We start from the raw sequence: 16,946 nt of genomic DNA, 5'->3' as shown, positions 1-16,946 counted from the left end.
CCGGGCCGCGCGGCAAGGAGATATATTGCCAGACCGGAGGGGCGCCGGGGGCGGGAATCGCGCACTCCATATTTTGTTCACAAATGAATAGGTCCCTCAGTCGCATCACTGAGGTTAAAACTGAAGCATTGGCTTCTGATATTGGCGATGACCAGCTGGTTTATAGGTGTTAAGGCATCGGTCATCTCTGGAGCGCCACTTTACTCCAAAAGCATCAGCTATTTGTTTCCCGTCGGTAAAAGGCAGGTTTTGTTCGCCAAGCGTTCTTATATATAGAGAAGTTCGGGTTCGAACCCGTGGCGCGGCAACAAAAAAGCGACCAGCCGGAGCCGATCGCTTTCTATTCTATGCTGGATCATCCAGAGGGCGCTTCCGAACTCATTTTCTCGCTGCCATTCATGCTTTCGAAGCATCGTTCGACCTCCACAGCCTCATGTTTTGAGGATCTGCCGTGTTTATCACTGTTATTAATGAGTGTGTGGAAGTGATCCTCATACAGATACGTGCGATCCGCCAGAGAACTGAGAAGCATCTCTCTGCAGCCCTCGTTGCCTATCCTCGCATCTCTCAGGTCTTCCGGAAATTCACAAGCAGTCTTAGAGTCAATTTGTTTCCGTTTTCAGAGACTTGTTTGAGAGTTTTTAAAGACAGTTCAAAACAATAAGTGAGACACCATAAAGCAGAGCAAGATGTGCCGGATAGAAAATGTAGAAGAAATATTTGAGCTTCAGCCCTCGCTTACCATTATAAAGATTGATAAGCAGCAACGAAACGACCGCGGCAGCAACATCAGGATTAAATACATTAGCTGTAGCAAACTCAAATCCGCCGCCAACTATATGGCATGACGAAAGGAGCACTGCACATACTGCAGCAAAGAACATCTTGGCCTTGCTGTCGTGGAATAAATAGAATGCAGCCACAAGCAGAATGCCATACACACCGCCATCTAGTTTAGTGTATTCAGCTGCCAGTGCTGTCAAAACAATCAGAGCAGTTTCTGCGATGTATCTTTTCCGTTTTGAAAGACTTTGTATCTTTTCCAGAACAATCAAAAAGACCAAGGAAAGCAGGAGCTCACACATAACATTTTGTTGCCGAAGGTCAAATAGTTGCCCGGTTTGGACGAAATCGTATATGGGCTCCGCAATGATTGCGAAGACAAGCATATTTCGCAGGTACCTCTTTAAGTCATGAGTATGCAAAAATCCCTCAACTATCAAAAAGCAAAATAAGGGAAATGCAATTCTGCCAAGAACATGAAGCACATCCGAAGCCTCGCTTAGAATCGCCCATTGTTCGTCTGATATCTGACTGTACGATGCGTGAGTCATGATTCCATTGGTCAGGACGATCCTGCTTACATGATCGAGAACCATCGAAATGGCCGCTATTATCTTTAATGTGCTGCCGCTAATTCCGTATCTATCTGTTTTCATTTCGTTTTCCTTTCTTTGGGTGGGCCGTCAGAGGTTCGGCCTGCTCTGCAGGCAGCCGCTGCGGCGCTTCGCGCCTCGCGCGCTGCACTGGCAAACGCTCACGCGTTTACTCAGCTCCGCGCCCTTTCGGGTTCGAACCCGCGTCGCGGCAACAAAAAAGCGGCCGGCATCCGCCAGTCGCTTTTCCATTCTATGGTGGGCCGTCAGGGGTTCGAACCCTGGACCTTGGGATTAAAAGTCCCCTGCTCTGCCAGCTGAGCTAACGGCCCGCGGGTGGCATTGTACCACGGTCTGGGACTATTCCCAACTCCATTGGCCGTTCTGGAAAATCACAACTTCACGTCCATCAGGCGTAATGCCCGTAATATCGATGTCGTCCATGCCAATCATAAAATCGACGTGCGTGCTCGAGACGTTAACGCCATGCTCCAGGAGCTCTTCCTTGGACATGTCATACCCACCCTCGATACATTCGGGGAAACCGACACCTAGCGCGAGATGGCAGCTGGCGTTCTCATCATAGAGCGTGTCATAGAACAAAACGCCACTTTCACGGATCGGCGTGTTCTTGGAGATAAGCGCGACCTCACCCAGATGAGCGGCACCTTCATCGGTGTCAATGATGCTCGCAAGCGTCGCCTTGCCCACGCGGGCATCGTAGTCCGCTACGCGGCCGGCCTCGAACTTAATCCAAAAATCGTCGACCTTGTTACCGTGGTGAATGAGCGGCATGGCCGAGTACACGATACCGTCGGCGCGCATACGATCAGGCGAGGTGAAGACTTCCTCGGTGGGAATGTTGGGGAAGAAGGGGTGTCCATCGGGCGTCTTGCCCTTGCCGCCGGCCCACTCGTGACCCTTCGTCATGCCAATCGTCAGATCGGTTCCATTTTCCGCGGTGTAATGCAGGCGGTCAAAACGATTGTCGTTCAGGAAACGCAGGTTCTTTTCGAACGCCGCGTCATGAAGCTCCCAGTCGCTCTCCGGGTCCTGGCCATCGGCACGAGCGGTGTGCAGAATCGCATTCCATAGCTTATAGATTGCAACCTCATCGGCGTCTCCCGGGAACACCTCGTGCGCCCAAGCCACGACCGGAGCGCCGGCGATGCACCACGGATTGATGTTGTAATCCAGTCCACGGCGGAAAGCTTTGCACTGCGTATTCCTCGCCTTGGATGCCGCGGCCGGCTTGGCTGGATCGATGCCCTTGAGGGCTGCAGGATCCGCCCCCTCGATAAAGATAAAGCAGGCGCCATCCTGGGCCAGGGAATCCAACTGCAGGCGCTTCCACTCGGGCGTCTGCTCAAAATAGCTTTTATCGACATGCTCGTACGTGAGCCTCGTCACGGCATCATCGGCCCAAATGACCGTCACGTGGCCAGCGCCGGCGGCATAAGCCTCCGCGACCACCACGCGGGCAAAGGATGCGCACTCGACCGGAGACTGAACGACAACCTCCTGGCCGGGCTTGACGTTTACGCCCTTGCGGACAACCAAGCGCGCATAGTTTTTAATCTTGGGCTCCAGGGCCTTCATGCCCTCCAGAGCCTCTTCGACCGTCAGGGCAGCTCGAATCATGTGCCACTCCATCTATCTATAGAACAGTAAAAAGGCGCGCCGCAAAAACGACGCGCCCTATATCTTAGCGATAAGTATGCATGCAAACGCTACTTCTTCTTGGAGTCCTTCTTGTCCTCCTCGGCAGCTGCGCGCTCGATAAGAGCGTTGAGCTTGTTCTCGGACATGCCCTCGGCCTGCGCGCGATACATGTTACGCAAGGGACGAATACGAGCGAAGTCGTAGATAAAGTCACCCAGGATGATGACATAGGACAAAACGATGCCGACCATCTGAACAGGACTGGACACCGTGCCGCCGGGAGCGAAGTAGAGCGAAGCCCCGATTGCCACGACGAGCACCATGCCGATAGCGAGCACAGCCCACCAAATACGGCGGCGCTTGGTGTAGTCCTCATCCTGCTTGAGAAGGATATTCGACACCGTGTAGATGCGGTCCTCCTTGGCGCGCTGCTTAGCCTTGCGGGCGCGCTTCTCCTCTTTAGAGAGGCCCTCGAGGTTCTCGCCCTTCTCGAGCTCTTTGCGGCGTGCCTTAGACGAAGCCGGCACGACGCGGACAGAGCTCGCTGCCTGACGGGCAGGCTTAGCAGATGCGGCGGACTTGCGCGCAACCCCGGTAACCTCGTGGGATTGCGTGCGCTTGTTCGTGGCGCTACGGGTACTCACTTATGCGTTCTCCTTCATGCTTGTGAACTGGGAGCCCGTGATGATCTGGAAGGCCTCGCGATAGCGCTCGGACGTGCCATCGATGACCTCGGCGGGCAGGTGCGGGGTCTCCCCCGTCATATCCCAGTTGGCCTTGAGCCAATTGCGGACGAATTGTTTGTCGTAGCTGGGCTGGATCTTGCCCTCCTCGTAGCTGGCAGCAGGCCAGAAACGGCTGGAATCGGGCGTGAGGCACTCGTCGATCAGCGTGACCTTGCCATCGATGACACCAAACTCGAACTTGGTGTCGGCAATGATGATGCCACGGGTCGCGGCGTACTCGGCAGCGGCCTTGTAGATCTTGAGGGAAAGGTCGCGAATCTGCGTGGCGATGTCCTCGCCCACGATCTCGCAGCAACGCTCGAACGAGATGTTCTCGTCGTGGTCACCGATCTCGGCCTTCGTGGACGGCGTGAACAGCGGCTCGGGAAGCTTGGAAGCCTCGGTCAGGCCCTCAGGCAGCTGGATGCCGCAGACGGTGCCGTTCTCGTCGTAGGTCTTCTTGCCCGAACCGGTCAGATAGCCGCGGACGATGCACTCGATAGGAATCGTCTGGGCCTTCTTAACCAGCATGGCGCGGCCGGCGAGGTAGTCACGATACTCAGCAAACTCCTCAGGGAAATCCGCCGGGTCGATGGAAACGAGGTGGTTGGGAACGATGTCGGCAAACTTATCGAACCAGAATGCCGAGATGCGGTTGAGCACCTCTCCCTTAAACGGAATCTCGTCGGGAAGAATGAAGTCGAACGCAGAAATGCGGTCGGTGGCGACCATCAGCAGGTTTTCACCGGCATCGTAGATATCACGAACCTTGCCACGGGAATCCGGACGACGCTCCATCGTTGTCACGTGAGTCACTCCTTACCAAAATACGACAGTAATGCGGGTTCTTTCCCGCACGTTTTCGCAAACTCGGAGCGGCAGGGACGAAACCCCTCCTTCACCGAATAGCGAAAAGCTAGTGCTCCATTGTAGTAGATGCCGCGTCCGCCGTGTGCTCGCGAGGCAGATGAATTGTAAAAGTCGTACCCTTTCCAAGCTCCGACTCCACGGATATGTAGCCGTGATGGCGCTCGACGATCTGTTTAGTCACGGCGAGGCCCACGCCCAGACCGCCCGCCTCACGGGCACGGCTGGCATCGGCGCGCCAAAAACGGCCGAAGATGCGCGACAAGTCATCCTTGGCAATACCGATGCCGGTATCAGAAACGGCGATGCTGACGTGTTTGCGGTCACTGAGCACCGACACCACGACCCAACCGCCCTCGGGGGTGTAGCGCATGGCGTTGCTCATGAGATTGATGACGCATTGTGTGATCATGTCGGGATCGGCTTCGACGACATCGTCGTGACCTTGGGTCTCGTCAGCAAAGCGCAAGCGCAGATCGCGGTCGACAAACAGGCGCTCCTGGGCATTGACGATGGAACGCACGAAAGGAACCATGTCCACCGGCTCAAGGTTGAGCGGAGCCGTGCTGTTTTCCATGCGCGATAGATCGAGCATCTGCTGCACCAGACGAGCCAGGCGACGCGTCTCGGAAGCAACGGTCTCCAAATGCTCATCGTCGGTGGGATACACGCCATCCTGCATGGCCTCGACCGTTGCGAGCATGGCCATAAGCGGCGTACGAAGCTCGTGTGCAACGTCTGAGGTCAGGCGCTTCTCGTGTTTCATATCCTTCTCGAGCGAAGTGGCCATCTCATCGAAGGTCTCACCCAGCTGATCGATCTCGTCATCACCGCGCAGTCCCGTGCGAGCCGACAGGTCGCCGTCACGGATTTGCTTTGCGGTACTGGTAATACGATGAATCGGCTTGGTGAGCATGCGCGACACGAGCGATCCGATAACGACCGAAATGCAGATTGCAACAACTGCGGCGAGGGCCATGGCGTTAAAGGTCTTCTCCCTAAACGCAGAGTCCGCCTTGGTGAGCAGAGCGTCGGAGCCGATGGCCCACAGCTTTACCTGTCCGACATGTTCGCCGGAAGACGTTACAATCTCGACGTTAGCAACGCTATCGGAGTCGGTTGGAGCAGACGAGACCGGGCTATGCGATGCTTTTTTACCGCTCGAGCTGCTCGACGCCGATTCGCTCTCGCGCACATCGGCGGTCGCGCTTGCCGAAGGCCATGAGTCGTCATAGACGACAACGCCCTTCTTGTTGACGACCTGCATACTCAGGTCGTCGGATACCAAACTCGATGTCGCGACCGTGCGCAGCTCGCCCGCAGTCCAGTTGCCGTTTTCCTCATACGACGTCGCAAGCTTTTCGGCAGCAGAATTGGCGATCTCGACGATATTGGAGCGCGTGTAATCCGAAAAGACCGTGCCCCACACAACAGAGACCACGCCCACCAGCACCAATACCGTCATGAGCGATGTCAGAGCAAAAGCAAGTGCCATGCGCGAGGGATAGCTCATCGTTGGCCGTGAATCGGAACGAGGCGTGTTCCAACTAGCCTTGGAACCCGCCTCGCTCTCCTGCTTGTGCTTTTGTCCGATTTCAAAGCGCGCAGGTGTCATATGTGATTTCCCTATTTCTCGTCCGACTTATCGGTCTTGGCCGGAGCCTCGAAGCGATAGCCGACACCGTGGACGGTGTAGAGCCACTTGGGCTTCTTGGGATCATCGCCCAGCTTGGCGCGAAGGTTCTTCACGTGGCTATCGATGGTGCGCTCATAGCCCTCAAAGTCGTAGCCGAGCACCTTCTCGACCAGCTCCATGCGGTTGTAGACGCGACCGGGGTGACGGGCAAGCGTGGTGAGCAGCTTAAACTCGGAAGCCGTCAGGTCGACTTCCTTGCCCTCGACCAAAATCTTGTGGCCCGAGATATCGATGACCAGATCGCCGAAGTCGAGTACCTCGACGGCTGGCTCGTCGGCCTGATGGGCACGGCGGAACAAGGCGCGTACGCGCGCGACAAGCTCGCGCGGCGAGAACGGCTTAATCAGATAGTCGTCGGCGCCGAGCTCAAGACCGATAATACGGTCCTCGATCTCGCCCTTGGCAGTCAGCATGATGATGGGGACATCCGAGGTATCGCGAATGGTGCGGCAAACGCGCTCGCCGGGGATCTTGGGGAGCATAAGGTCGAGCACGACCAGGTCAAACTGATGCTTCTCGAACTCCTCGATCGCGGACTGGCCGTCGCCGACACCCACAACCCAGTAGCCTTCGCGCTCGAGATAGGCAGCGACGGCGTCACGGATTGCCTTCTCATCCTCGACCAGCAGAATCTTTTTTGCATCTGAAGCCATAACACGGCCCCCCTGTCTCAATCAGCTAAGAACAAGCCCATTTTAACGCACCTGAGCCCGCCGGATGCCACTATGACGCGGCAGCTCGGCGGGCGGTACTCACAATTACAACGCGTTTATTCCCCTGTTGGCGCCTTTTTAACCCCTCTAAGCTTAAAGAGAGAATAGGCGTGCGGTGACCGTCTCGGGTATACCCTGGCTGTTGCGCACCGTGGCGTACGTAAGGAATGAGTCCGATTTTCCCGCCGTAGCTGGATAATCGCCATATTCCAAAGCGCGGTCGGGCGACAACAGCGAGCCATAGGTCTTGGCAGAGGTGTCGATGAGAAAATGCGATGCCTGTACCTTAACGAGATATTTATTCTTCTTGCCGGCAGCACATGCGAGCGGCTCGCGGGACAGAAAGAGGTATGGCCCTCCCTCATTACCGATATACGTGCCCATGTTGCCCAGGCTGCCCACGCCACTATAGGTCGCCTCGATAGAAAACACGAAGGTATCGCCCATATATACGGCCTCGAAAGGCGAGACTGACGAGGGAAGGACTAGCTGGGCACGTTTGGTGTTGTTGCCATCGGTCAGATCGATTGCCGTTATGCCGTAGTAGACGCCTTCGTCGTTGCGGACACGCGGCGAGATGGTCAAAATGCCGTCACTCGCGCGCGGGGCCGATGCAAAACGGCCCATCGATTTCCAAACTACCTCGGCCTTGGATTCATCAAGCGAGCGACGATAGCAAAACGAATCACTACTCGTTTTATTGCCGCCTGCCGAAGGCATTTTATACCAGATGACCGATGACCCGAACGCCGTAAACAGGGGCGGATCATAGTCCTTGCCACCTCGATCGAGCTCAGCCACGTCGCCAGAGAGCGAAGCGCCCGACAGATTTTGAGCGTAGAGCTTCCACGATGAGTTGGCAAAGTTCATCTCAACCCACGCAAACACGCCATCGCCGGCACGGACATCGTAAAAAGCATATCCCGTGCCCTCGATAGGATCCTCGATTAATGTGGTAAGCGAGCCATCGCCCAGGTTGAGCACACCAAGCGTATTGGCATGCAGGGCAGAAGCAGGCGCCATCATCGCGGCGGCGTAGTCGCCATCGCAGTAGTACAGCAGCGTGCCCAGCGGCAGCGTCCACGAGGCCGCGGGCTCAAGATCGATATCGACAGCTTCGTACTCATCAGTGATCGAGACAATCTTCGAATCGTCCTTGATAACCTGTGGCTCGCCAGCGGCGTCATCGCTGGTACCCGTTTTCTTTGAGCATCCGGCAAGCACCGTGGCAGCGCCCGCGGCAGCCCCTCCGAGCACAAAGCCGCGGCGCGATATTCCGTTCTTGATCTGGTCGGCGATACTCATTAGGCGATCTCGGCGCGAGCGGCCTCGATAGCGCGCGTAAGCTGATCGGCGCAAGAGGTCTTTTTCATACCGCAGGTATTACCGGCGAGAACCTCGATTACGCGATCGGCAGGAGCACCCTCGACTAACTTGGAGATTGCCTTGAGATTGCCGTCACAGCCGCCGGTAAACTCAACGCCCAGCACCTTGCTGCCATCGTCAGAGAGATTGAGGTGAATATTGCGAGAGCATACACCCTGCGGCTTGTAGTCAAAACTAATCATTGAGATCCCCTCTCAGAAAGAAATTTCAGACGTCTATTATCCCCGCCTGGGCCGACTTATTATCGCAAGCACCGATTCAACATCCTACGATGCATGGACTCGCGGGGGCAAGATTAGCAGTCCGCACCCTGTGCGTGGACCGTGCGCTTCTCCCGATACATATTGTGGTCGGCGACACGATATACATCGGCCAGCGTATTTCCAGCCGTCTCGACGGTCGCCACGCCAATCGATGCGCTGACCGTCAGGGCCTCATCGCTTACCGCGGCAAGACCGAGACGAAGATCCTGTTCCAGCCCGAGCGCAGACTCGTTGTCAGTATGGGGGGCAAACCAGCAAAAACTCGTCGCCGCCAAGGCGCATCGGCAGATAATCCGCACCAGCCACCCGCCGCAGCACGGACGCCGTCCGTCGCAGCAGTTCATCCCCCATCTCGTGACCATAGATGTCGTTGGTCCGCTTGAGATAATTGCAGTCCAACATAATCACGCTCACGGGCAAGTCCTCGTTTACCAGGCTATCTCCGCGCGATTCAAGATAGTTGCGGTTGCGAAGCCCCGTCAGTTTGTCTTGATATGACAGCTCCTCGGCATGCTTGACCATCGATATGTTGTGCGTCGCCACGACGACCGACTCCAGCCGGCCTTGCTCATCGCGATGCTGGGGGACAACCTGTAGCGAGTACCAAGCGCCTCGACAATCTCGCACCTCGGCAGCCAAGTACGGTACGCCCTCCATACGTTCACGAAGCGAACTTATATCTACGAGTCCCACAACCGCTTCGCGGCTTTCGGGGCTCACGATATCCCGGCAGACCGTGTCCATAAAGTCATATGCCTCGCTGTGCTCGGCAAATATCTTCGCTATCGCCGGCGACATATTGATCCCCTCGATCTCGAGGGTGTCGAGATGCAAAAGAAAGGTCGAATCGTAGATGGCGCTTATGGCATTGATAATGCCGAGCTGTTTATCCTTTTCGACCAAATTGCGGTGGTCAACGATATTTCGAGCCAACAGCACCACAACCCAAAACGCAAGACACACCAAGACGCCGACGGCGACAAATGAAATCCTGTCAGACATGACCTCAGATTTGGGATATAGCGCAAACAGGCGGTAGTCCTTATATGCCGCACGCACGGCATACCATTCGTCTCCTCGATATTCGATGCGCGTCAGGCCGTCGTCTTTCCACTCAACTCCTACGCTGGTGAGGAGTCGGGCGAGCGACACGTCAGCATCGGCACTGTTGGATGAGACAATCTCCGCATCCTCCATAACAAGCACCGTGGGACCCTGGTGGAAGGTACTGTTCGAAAGCACGTCGGCTATGGCATATGAATAGTCGTCCGCCGTATCGGAAACAAGTGAGCGGTATGCCAGGGCAACGCCGTCGCCATACGGAACAGCACAGACGGCAAAAACGACACCACGGCGCTCATCGACAGTTGAGTAGGTCACTTTGGAACCTTGATACATCGATGCGACCGGCGAACAGGCCAACTCATCTCGCCACAACATGAGCGGATCGCGACCATCGATGTCGTAGTGGGCAGCCATATGGCCATCGGAGTCCATGACCATCAGCCCCGAAAGGTTCTCGGCATGGACAAATTGCTCGATAAGATCGTCGTTAACCTCAACGCGATCAGAGGACAGGAACGTCACAAACGATTCGACCGCGGCGAGCAAATCGTGCGTCGCCTCGGTTTTTCTCCCCTGTTCGTAGCGGTCATATTTTTCGCAAGCGTTCTCCAAAAACACCATGGTTTCTTGGCCAAACCCAAGCGTTTTTTCGAGGCAGCGATGGGTTCCAACCGTATACAACAGGCCTAACAAGACGGCGCTGACAATAACGCTGGCAGCTATGACGTTCAGAGTCTTTCGACTCAAGCGGTGCTCATCAGTTGTCATGAATTTCCTCCTTGCCCGCCCGTCGTCGCTCCTGTCTTGTAATTGCCCACAATACGGTCAATCGTGCCATCTCGATCCATGTCGAACAGCGCGGTATTGAGATCCTTTACGACCGATCCTTCATAGCTGTCATCAAACGCGACGCCCAGGTCAACCGTCATAACATTGTCGGCAAACACACGGTAAACGCCGGGATACTGAGCAACGAGTCGGTCAAGCGACTGGACATCCGCCATCCAGCAGTCAACGTACCCTTTGACTAGAGCGGCTTTGCAGAGTTCGGCAGAGCCATATGATTTGATTTGAACGTCCGACGAGACCCCCAAATCCCCCGCAAGCAATCGGCGTTCACTCACCGAACCCGCAATCACCGCAATGGTCTTACTTCCATCGAGATGTGCCAAGGACTTGATGCCACTCGTTTTCTTGGCGGCAACCGAGACCGTCACGGTTAGATACGGCTCGGTCCAGTAATACTTATCCTCGCGATAACAGGGAGAATAGTCACACCACAGGCAATCGATATCACCGTTTTTGAGCAGCCGGTCGCGATCGTTCCAGTCAATATCGACAAACTGTGGCTTGAGCCCCGCACGCTTGCAGGCCTCGCGGGCGATGTCGATATCGATACCGGCGTAATCGCCCGTGGTATCGACATACACATAGGGGTCGTTATCCGTAACGCCGATTTTGAGCACCGGGAGATCTCTATCGGCTTCATTCGAGGAGGAAGAACTGCTTCGAACGGTATACGTCAGGGCGCCCGCACAGACGGCAACAAGGAGTATGAGCGTAAACGAGACGATGGTGGCCCGCTTGATGCGTCTGGGCACGTGCCCCCTTTCATCGAAACAGCAGTCGGAGTTCATTTTATTACCCGGGCGCATATGCGACAGTAAAAAAAGCGCCTCGCCCAAGACGGGCAAGGCGCCAAAGGTTGAAATGCATCCGCAAGCGGTCGAATTAGGTTAACCCTACTCGAAGCTCAGCTGCTCCAGGCGATCGAAGACCGTATCGATGCGGGTGAGGAAGTCCCACGGATCAAAAATCTCGTCGAGCTTCTCCTGGCTGACGGTGCAGCGCGGATCGGCCTCGAGACGCTCCTTAAAGGTGGGGCCAGAGACACAATCCTGCACCTCGTGCCAGGTGGCCATGGCGTTCTCCTGCACAATGGCGTACGCATCCTCGCGGGTGATACCCGTATCGACGAGGGCAAGCAGGACCTTGGAGGAGAAGATGAGGCCGCGGGTCTTGTTGAGATTGGCCATCATGCGGGCCGGATACAGCTGCAGGCCGTCGATAACGCGAATGAGGCACTGGAACATATGGTCAAGCGCGATGAAGCTATCGGCCTGGGCGACACGCTCGGCGGAAGAGTGCGAAATGTCGCGCTCGTGCCACAGGGCGACGTTGTCGAAGGCGACCTGGGCGTTGGACTTCACGACGCGCGACAGACCGCAGACCTTCTCCATGGTGATGGGGTTGCGCTTGTGCGGCATGGCGGAGCTGCCCTTTTGGCCCTTGCGGAAGGGCTCCTCGGCCTCGAGTGTATCGGTCTTCTGCAGGTTGCGGACCTCGGTCGCGATGCGCTCGCAGGTGGCCGCTGTAGTGGCAAGCACGCCGGCAAGATAGGCGTGGTGATCGCGGCTGATGACCTGCGTGGACAGCGGGTCGTGAACCAGACCCAGGTGCTCACAGACGTACTCCTCGACGAACGGCTCGATGGAGCTGTAGGTGCCGACGGCACCGGAGATGGCACCGAAGGCAACGTTCTTGCGAGCATCCTCAAGACGATCAAGGTCGCGCTTGAGTTCCCATGCCCAAGAGCCAAACTTCATGCCGAAGGTCATCGGCTCAGCGTGGATGCCATGGGTGCGTCCGGCGCAGAGCGTATTGCGCTCCTCGAAGGCGCGGCGCTTGCAGATCACGCCGAGCTTCTTGACGTCCTCGATAATCAGGTCACACGCCTGAGTAAGCTGATAGCACAGAGCAGTATCACCCAGGTCGGAGCTGGTCATACCGTAGTGAACCCAGCGACTAGGCTTGGGCTCGCCCTCGGGAACATCGGCGTCGATATATTCCTTCATGTTGGTCAGGAAGGCGATGACATCGTGGCGCGTGACCTCCTCGATCTCATCGACCTTCGCCTTCTCAAAGTTGGCATGGTCGCGGATCCACTGGGCTTCGTCTTTAGAAATGCCGATCTTGCCGAGCTCCGCCTGGGCCTCACAGGCCAGGACCTCGATCTCCTGCCAAATGGCGTACTTGTTCTCGAGGGAGAAGATGTGTCCCATCTCCGGGCGGGTATAGCGATCGATCATAGCGGCTCCTTTTTGGTTATTGGCACGTTGGTCGTAACCCAACCATTGTACCGTGCGCAGGTGCAAGTATGGGCAGCAGGCATTAACCTAACATTTTGGAATTGGAGCGGGCAACGGGACGTCCGCGTATTTGCTTCGCAAATCCGCACCGGCTGCGGTCGCCTATCGGCGACCTTGCCTGCTCGCTATAAACGCTTCGCGTTTATTTAACGCTCGCACCCTGTCGGGTTCGAGTCCCGGCACTTTATTGAAGAAGGCACAGTAACGAAACGTTACCGTGCCTGAAATTCGAATGGAGCGGGCAACGGGACTCGAACCCGCGAGTGTCAGCTTGGGAAGCTGATGCCTTACCACTTGGCGATGCCCGCATATGTGGGGGATAGTATAACGCGGTTGTCTTGTTCGATACAAGGGTGGCGATGCTTGTTTTAGCTGTGGAGATTCGTTTGAAAATCGCGTCAATTGTGGAGACGAGGACCTTTGACTTCCTGTTCACCTTATCTTCTACCTGCGCTTTTGCTTGATTGTTGTATTTGAGCTCAATTTGTCAGGAATTGGGCAAGCTTTTGGTCAGGCTCCGGTACTTACCCGCATGAACCTCGGGGGTAGCCTCATCCTACGCGTCGCAGCCTCCCCGTGCGGCGCACGAGGGATAAGGAGCAGCCATGTCCAACGCACCCACGCACTCTGTCCACAGCGCAATCGCAACAGGTCCGCTGCTCCTGCTCCTCTTCCTGCTTTTCGGCTGCCTGGCACCGGGAGCCGCATTTGCCGTCGATGGCTACGACCAGCTCGGCTTCCGCACTATCAGCGATAATTGTGGGCCCTTCTTTATCGGCAAGTATGAAGCTCAAGACGCCTCGATTGCCTACTGCATGAACCAGGAGCGTCCCGGCCCCACCAAGCCGGGCGGCCCATGGCTCAACTTTGATCAAGGCTGGGTGTGGCTCGACGACGAGTTCGCAGCAATCGTTTGTCACGGATATCCTACCGCCGCGTCGTTTGGCGGTTACCATCTTTCACCCGATCGCGCCCGCGCCGCCACCCAGCTTGCCGTATGGATGCTCAACGGCACTACCCATGTCGACGGCACCTACTCCTACACGACCGCTCAGGGCAAAACCAAGAGCGGGCACTTTACCGCCGACAATGAAGTCGTGGCGGCTGCGCGGTGGCTCCACGACAGCGCAAAATCAGGAAGCATCAAAGCCGCTCCGCACCGCGCGCGGCGCTATCTAGGAACCGTATCGGGCGGCAGCAGACGTCAAGACATGCTCTATGTACTGCCAGCGGTCTCTGTTTCCTTCCAAAAGCAGTCTGCGAACACTGTTATTACCAGCGGAAACAATACCTATCAGTTTACCGGGGCAACATTCGATATTTTTGAGAGCGCCAGCGACGCATGTGTCGGCACCATCCAGATGGACGGCAACGGTCGAGCACAGGCAACACTCCTACCCAACACGGCATACTACCTAGTTGAAACGAAGGCGCCGGCCGGCTATGTCCCCCGCCCCGATCGCGTTGCCTTTACCACGGGGAATGACGGCGGGCAGGTCGCCATCGATGAACAACCCGGCGCCATCACCCTGCATGTCGTAAAACTCGATGCCGCGACGAATGCCGGCCCCCAGGTGGGATCTTCACTCGCAGGAGCAGAGTTCACGTGTGTGTCGCAATCAACCCCTGGATGGTCGCAAATTCTCACGACTGACGAAAGCGGTCGGGCCACCCTCACCGATGTCCCCCTGGGAACCTTTACCATCTATGAATCGAAGGCGCCCGAGGGCTATTTGCCCTCCGGTGACAGTTGGTCTTACACCGTTGGAGCCGACCAACTCGGCGATTCAGGCGTGGTCGAGATCGAATCTCGCGTTTCCGATATCCCCATTGCGTTTGACCTTGAGATTTCAAAATTCAAGGACTACGGCAATAGCGATCAATCCGGCCTGGAGCAGCCGGCAGGAGATGTTGTCTTTGAGGTTGTCAGTAACAGCTCTCAGCAGGTTGTTGGCACACTGACCACAAACATCTATGGCTTTGCCTCCACCAAAGATCAGCCCGAAGCATGGTTTGGCGCAGGCAAGCGACCCGCCGGTGTCCACGGAGCCATCCCATACGACCGCGCCGGCTACACGGTTCGTGAGGTTCCGGAAACCGTCCCAGAGGGTTTTAAACGTGCAGGGGAATGGACCGTCGAAGCCAATCAGATTTCCGACGGCGCCGAGCTTCAATATATCGTGGACAACCACGCTCTGTCGACGCATCTCCAGATTGTAAAACGCGATGCCCAAACAGGCGCTTCTGTTCCCCTAGCCGGATTCACCTTCCAACTCCTCGACAGCAATCACAAACCTGTCTCACAAACTTGCTGGCATCCAGCACATAACGTAATGGACACCTTTACGACTGACGCGACCGGGACCGTCACACTGCCCGAATCGCTCGTGCCGGGCACCTATTATGTACGCGAAACCTCGGCCAAAGAGCCCTATCTTGTCGGCAAAGAGATCGAGGTAAACATACCCGCCGACATGAACCTAACGCCCGTTGCAATCGCCTCGTATTATGACCACGCCGCGACCGGAAACATCAGGATCGTTAAAACCGATGTCGTAGACGGCAGCAGCCTCGCGGGCGCCATCTTTGAGATCCGTGCCTCGGGTGATATCGTGCGCCCCGACGGTAGCATTGCCGCGCTCGACGGTGAGACTGTCGCTACCGTCACAACGGATGAAACTGGAGAAGCACGCGCGGACGACCTCCCGCTGGGATCTGGCACCGCACGCTACGAGGTTGTCGAGACTCAAGCGCCGGCAGGCTTCTTACTCGACCGGACGCCCCATATCGTAGACCTCGCTTATGCCGACCAGAAAACACCCGTTGTAGAAGCACGGCTTAACGTATCCGACAATTACACCAAGGTTGATATCTCCAAGGTCGATGCAAGCGGAGAGCAGGAAGTGAAAGGCGCACAACTCACCTTATATGGTCCCGATAAAACCGAAATAGACTCCTGGACCTCATCCGACAAGCCGCACCGCGTCGAACATCTTGCACCCGGCACCTACTCGTTGCGCGAAATGATGTCTCCGCGGACCTATGACCTTGCCGAGGAGATAACGTTTGAAATAAAGGATACGGGAGAAGTCCAATCCGTCGCGATGAAGGATGCGCCCATCGAGATCAAAGGACAGGTCGACAAGCGTCAGGAGCTTGTCCAACCTATCGGGAAGGGTCTGCTGGCCAACGGCGATGGTAAAAATCGCGCCGCAACGCAAACCAATACGGACGGTCTTTTCTCCTATACCATCGACGCTCGAAACGATTCCGCTACCTGGGTTGATGAGTTCACAATTACCGATGATCTTGAGTGTGCCGAGGACGATACGGCGAGATTCGTCTCAATCGAAACCCCCGTCGCCATCGGCGACCTCAACGGTCTGTGCAACGTGTGGTATCGCACGACGCCGTTGGACTCGACAGACGTCGATGAGCCGGCAAACGCGACGCTTGACGATGGGCACGAAAATCCTTGGCTTGAGTCCGACGAAGTAAAAGAGAGTCTGGGTGAAGATTGCCGCCTCGTCGATTACGACGGCTGGCACCTCTGGAAGGCGGATGTCTCGACCACGGAATCCGCCACACTCGAGGCGAAAGAACTCGACCTTGCATCCAATACCGTCGTAACGGGCATTCGCATTGAATACGGTGCGGTAGCCGCCGACTTTACGACTCGAAGCGATACGGATTCTTGGACCCGCGATGATCTCAAAGATGAGCACGACGACCTTGACGATGCCAAAGCAATCCTTGGCACAGATGCTCGGGGCGCAGTCGTGCACATGCAGGCAACGTCGGCTTATACACCCCAAACTGCACTCACCAACAGCGCACGCGTCGATCTTTGCCGCAACGGCGGCGGCGATAAACTTGAGTCACATGACGAGGACCGTGTCATTCAACGCTGTACCCTACCGCAGGACCTACCGGCAACAGGATCAGCTCCCATCGCCGCTTGCATCACCGCGCTCCTGACCTCGGGTGCCGCAGCCCTATGGTTCGCTCGCCTTAGGTCAATCCCAAAGAAGCGCTAGCGCGATG

At 56.4% G+C, this 16,946-nt stretch carries 13 protein-coding genes and 2 tRNA genes; 1 reads left to right on the top strand and 14 read right to left on the bottom strand.

Annotated features, from left to right (window positions below; genetic code table 11):
- Positions 1-641: 641 nt before the first annotated feature.
- From DW870_RS07905 to DW870_RS07840, 14 genes are all read right to left on the bottom strand, one after another.
- Positions 642-1,439, bottom strand: a complete 798-nt coding sequence (locus DW870_RS07905; protein ID WP_117877340.1) for a TraX family protein — start codon at positions 1,437-1,439, stop codon at positions 642-644.
- A gap of 193 nt (positions 1,440-1,632) precedes the next feature.
- Positions 1,633-1,708, bottom strand: a tRNA-Lys gene (locus DW870_RS07900).
- A gap of 28 nt (positions 1,709-1,736) precedes the next feature.
- Positions 1,737-3,017 (bottom strand): aminopeptidase, encoded by a 1,281-nt coding sequence (locus tag DW870_RS07895; RefSeq protein WP_117877338.1) that lies wholly within the window; start codon positions 3,015-3,017, stop codon positions 1,737-1,739.
- An 89-nt stretch (positions 3,018-3,106) separates the two neighbouring features.
- Positions 3,107-3,682 (bottom strand): hypothetical protein, encoded by a 576-nt coding sequence (locus DW870_RS07890; protein WP_117646130.1) that lies wholly within the window; start codon positions 3,680-3,682, stop codon positions 3,107-3,109.
- On the bottom strand, positions 3,683-4,561 hold the full coding sequence (locus tag DW870_RS07885) for a phosphoribosylaminoimidazolesuccinocarboxamide synthase (protein WP_035136481.1): 879 nt from the start codon (positions 4,559-4,561) through the stop codon (positions 3,683-3,685).
- Between the two features lie 118 nt (positions 4,562-4,679).
- Entirely contained in the window at positions 4,680-6,245 is a 1,566-nt protein-coding gene (locus tag DW870_RS07880) for a cell wall metabolism sensor histidine kinase WalK (RefSeq protein ID WP_117877336.1), read from the bottom strand.
- Between the two features lie 11 nt (positions 6,246-6,256).
- On the bottom strand, positions 6,257-6,979 hold the full coding sequence (locus DW870_RS07875; protein ID WP_006236208.1) for a response regulator transcription factor: 723 nt from the start codon (positions 6,977-6,979) through the stop codon (positions 6,257-6,259).
- Positions 6,980-7,132: 153 nt separating this feature from the next.
- The gene (locus tag DW870_RS07870; RefSeq protein WP_117877334.1) at positions 7,133-8,344 is read right to left on the bottom strand and encodes a twin-arginine translocation signal domain-containing protein; all 1,212 of its coding nucleotides are present in this window, start codon (positions 8,342-8,344) and stop codon (positions 7,133-7,135) included.
- Complete coding sequence (locus DW870_RS07865) at positions 8,344-8,607, bottom strand: TIGR03905 family TSCPD domain-containing protein (protein WP_089572560.1); 264 nt, start codon at positions 8,605-8,607, stop codon at positions 8,344-8,346. Before DW870_RS07865 ends, DW870_RS07870 begins: the two co-directional genes overlap by 1 nt.
- 113 nt (positions 8,608-8,720) lie before the next feature.
- A complete protein-coding gene (locus tag DW870_RS09615) occupies positions 8,721-9,032 on the bottom strand; it encodes a GGDEF domain-containing protein (RefSeq protein WP_369831647.1) in 312 nt (103 codons plus the stop codon).
- Positions 8,923-10,521 (bottom strand): GGDEF domain-containing protein, encoded by a 1,599-nt coding sequence (locus tag DW870_RS07855; RefSeq protein ID WP_117877331.1) that lies wholly within the window; start codon positions 10,519-10,521, stop codon positions 8,923-8,925. Before DW870_RS07855 ends, DW870_RS09615 begins: the two co-directional genes overlap by 110 nt.
- Positions 10,518-11,354 (bottom strand): ABC transporter substrate-binding protein, encoded by an 837-nt coding sequence (locus DW870_RS07850; protein ID WP_158551316.1) that lies wholly within the window; start codon positions 11,352-11,354, stop codon positions 10,518-10,520. Before DW870_RS07850 ends, DW870_RS07855 begins: the two co-directional genes overlap by 4 nt.
- Before the next feature lie 141 nt (positions 11,355-11,495).
- Positions 11,496-12,842, bottom strand: coding sequence for an adenylosuccinate lyase (purB, locus tag DW870_RS07845; RefSeq protein WP_117640633.1), 1,347 nt, complete (start codon positions 12,840-12,842; stop codon positions 11,496-11,498).
- 293 nt (positions 12,843-13,135) lie between these two features.
- A tRNA-Gly gene (locus DW870_RS07840) sits at positions 13,136-13,210 on the bottom strand.
- Positions 13,211-13,507: 297 nt separating this feature from the next.
- Here DW870_RS07840 and DW870_RS07835 point away from each other — a divergent pair.
- Positions 13,508-16,939, top strand: a complete 3,432-nt coding sequence (locus DW870_RS07835; protein ID WP_117877329.1) for a SpaA isopeptide-forming pilin-related protein — start codon at positions 13,508-13,510, stop codon at positions 16,937-16,939.
- Positions 16,940-16,946: the final 7 nt, after the last annotated feature.

The sequence above is a fragment of the Collinsella sp. AM38-1BH genome (assembly GCF_003467545.1).
Classification (GTDB): Bacteria; Actinomycetota; Coriobacteriia; order Coriobacteriales; family Coriobacteriaceae; genus Collinsella.
This window is presented reverse-complemented; position numbering and strand designations above follow the sequence as displayed.

What these genes read in the sequence shown, in the direction of transcription:
- DW870_RS07905 (WP_117877340.1), bottom strand. Translation starts at nt 1,439, where the DNA reads ATGAAAACAGATAGATACGGAATTAGCGGCAGCACATTAAAGATAATA.
- DW870_RS07895 (WP_117877338.1), bottom strand. Translation starts at nt 3,017, where the DNA reads ATGATTCGAGCTGCCCTGACGGTCGAAGAGGCTCTGGAGGGCATGAAG.
- DW870_RS07885 (WP_035136481.1), bottom strand. Translation starts at nt 4,561, where the DNA reads ATGGAGCGTCGTCCGGATTCCCGTGGCAAGGTTCGTGATATCTACGAT.
- DW870_RS07880 (WP_117877336.1), bottom strand. Translation starts at nt 6,245, where the DNA reads ATGACACCTGCGCGCTTTGAAATCGGACAAAAGCACAAGCAGGAGAGC.
- DW870_RS07875 (WP_006236208.1), bottom strand. Translation starts at nt 6,979, where the DNA reads ATGGCTTCAGATGCAAAAAAGATTCTGCTGGTCGAGGATGAGAAGGCA.
- DW870_RS07870 (WP_117877334.1), bottom strand. Translation starts at nt 8,344, where the DNA reads ATGAGTATCGCCGACCAGATCAAGAACGGAATATCGCGCCGCGGCTTT.
- DW870_RS07865 (WP_089572560.1), bottom strand. Translation starts at nt 8,607, where the DNA reads ATGATTAGTTTTGACTACAAGCCGCAGGGTGTATGCTCTCGCAATATT.
- DW870_RS09615 (WP_369831647.1), bottom strand. Translation starts at nt 9,032, where the DNA reads ATGAACTGCTGCGACGGACGGCGTCCGTGCTGCGGCGGGTGGCTGGTG.
- DW870_RS07855 (WP_117877331.1), bottom strand. Translation starts at nt 10,521, where the DNA reads ATGACAACTGATGAGCACCGCTTGAGTCGAAAGACTCTGAACGTCATA.
- purB (WP_117640633.1), bottom strand. Translation starts at nt 12,842, where the DNA reads ATGATCGATCGCTATACCCGCCCGGAGATGGGACACATCTTCTCCCTC.
- DW870_RS07835 (WP_117877329.1), top strand. Translation starts at nt 13,508, where the DNA reads ATGTCCAACGCACCCACGCACTCTGTCCACAGCGCAATCGCAACAGGT.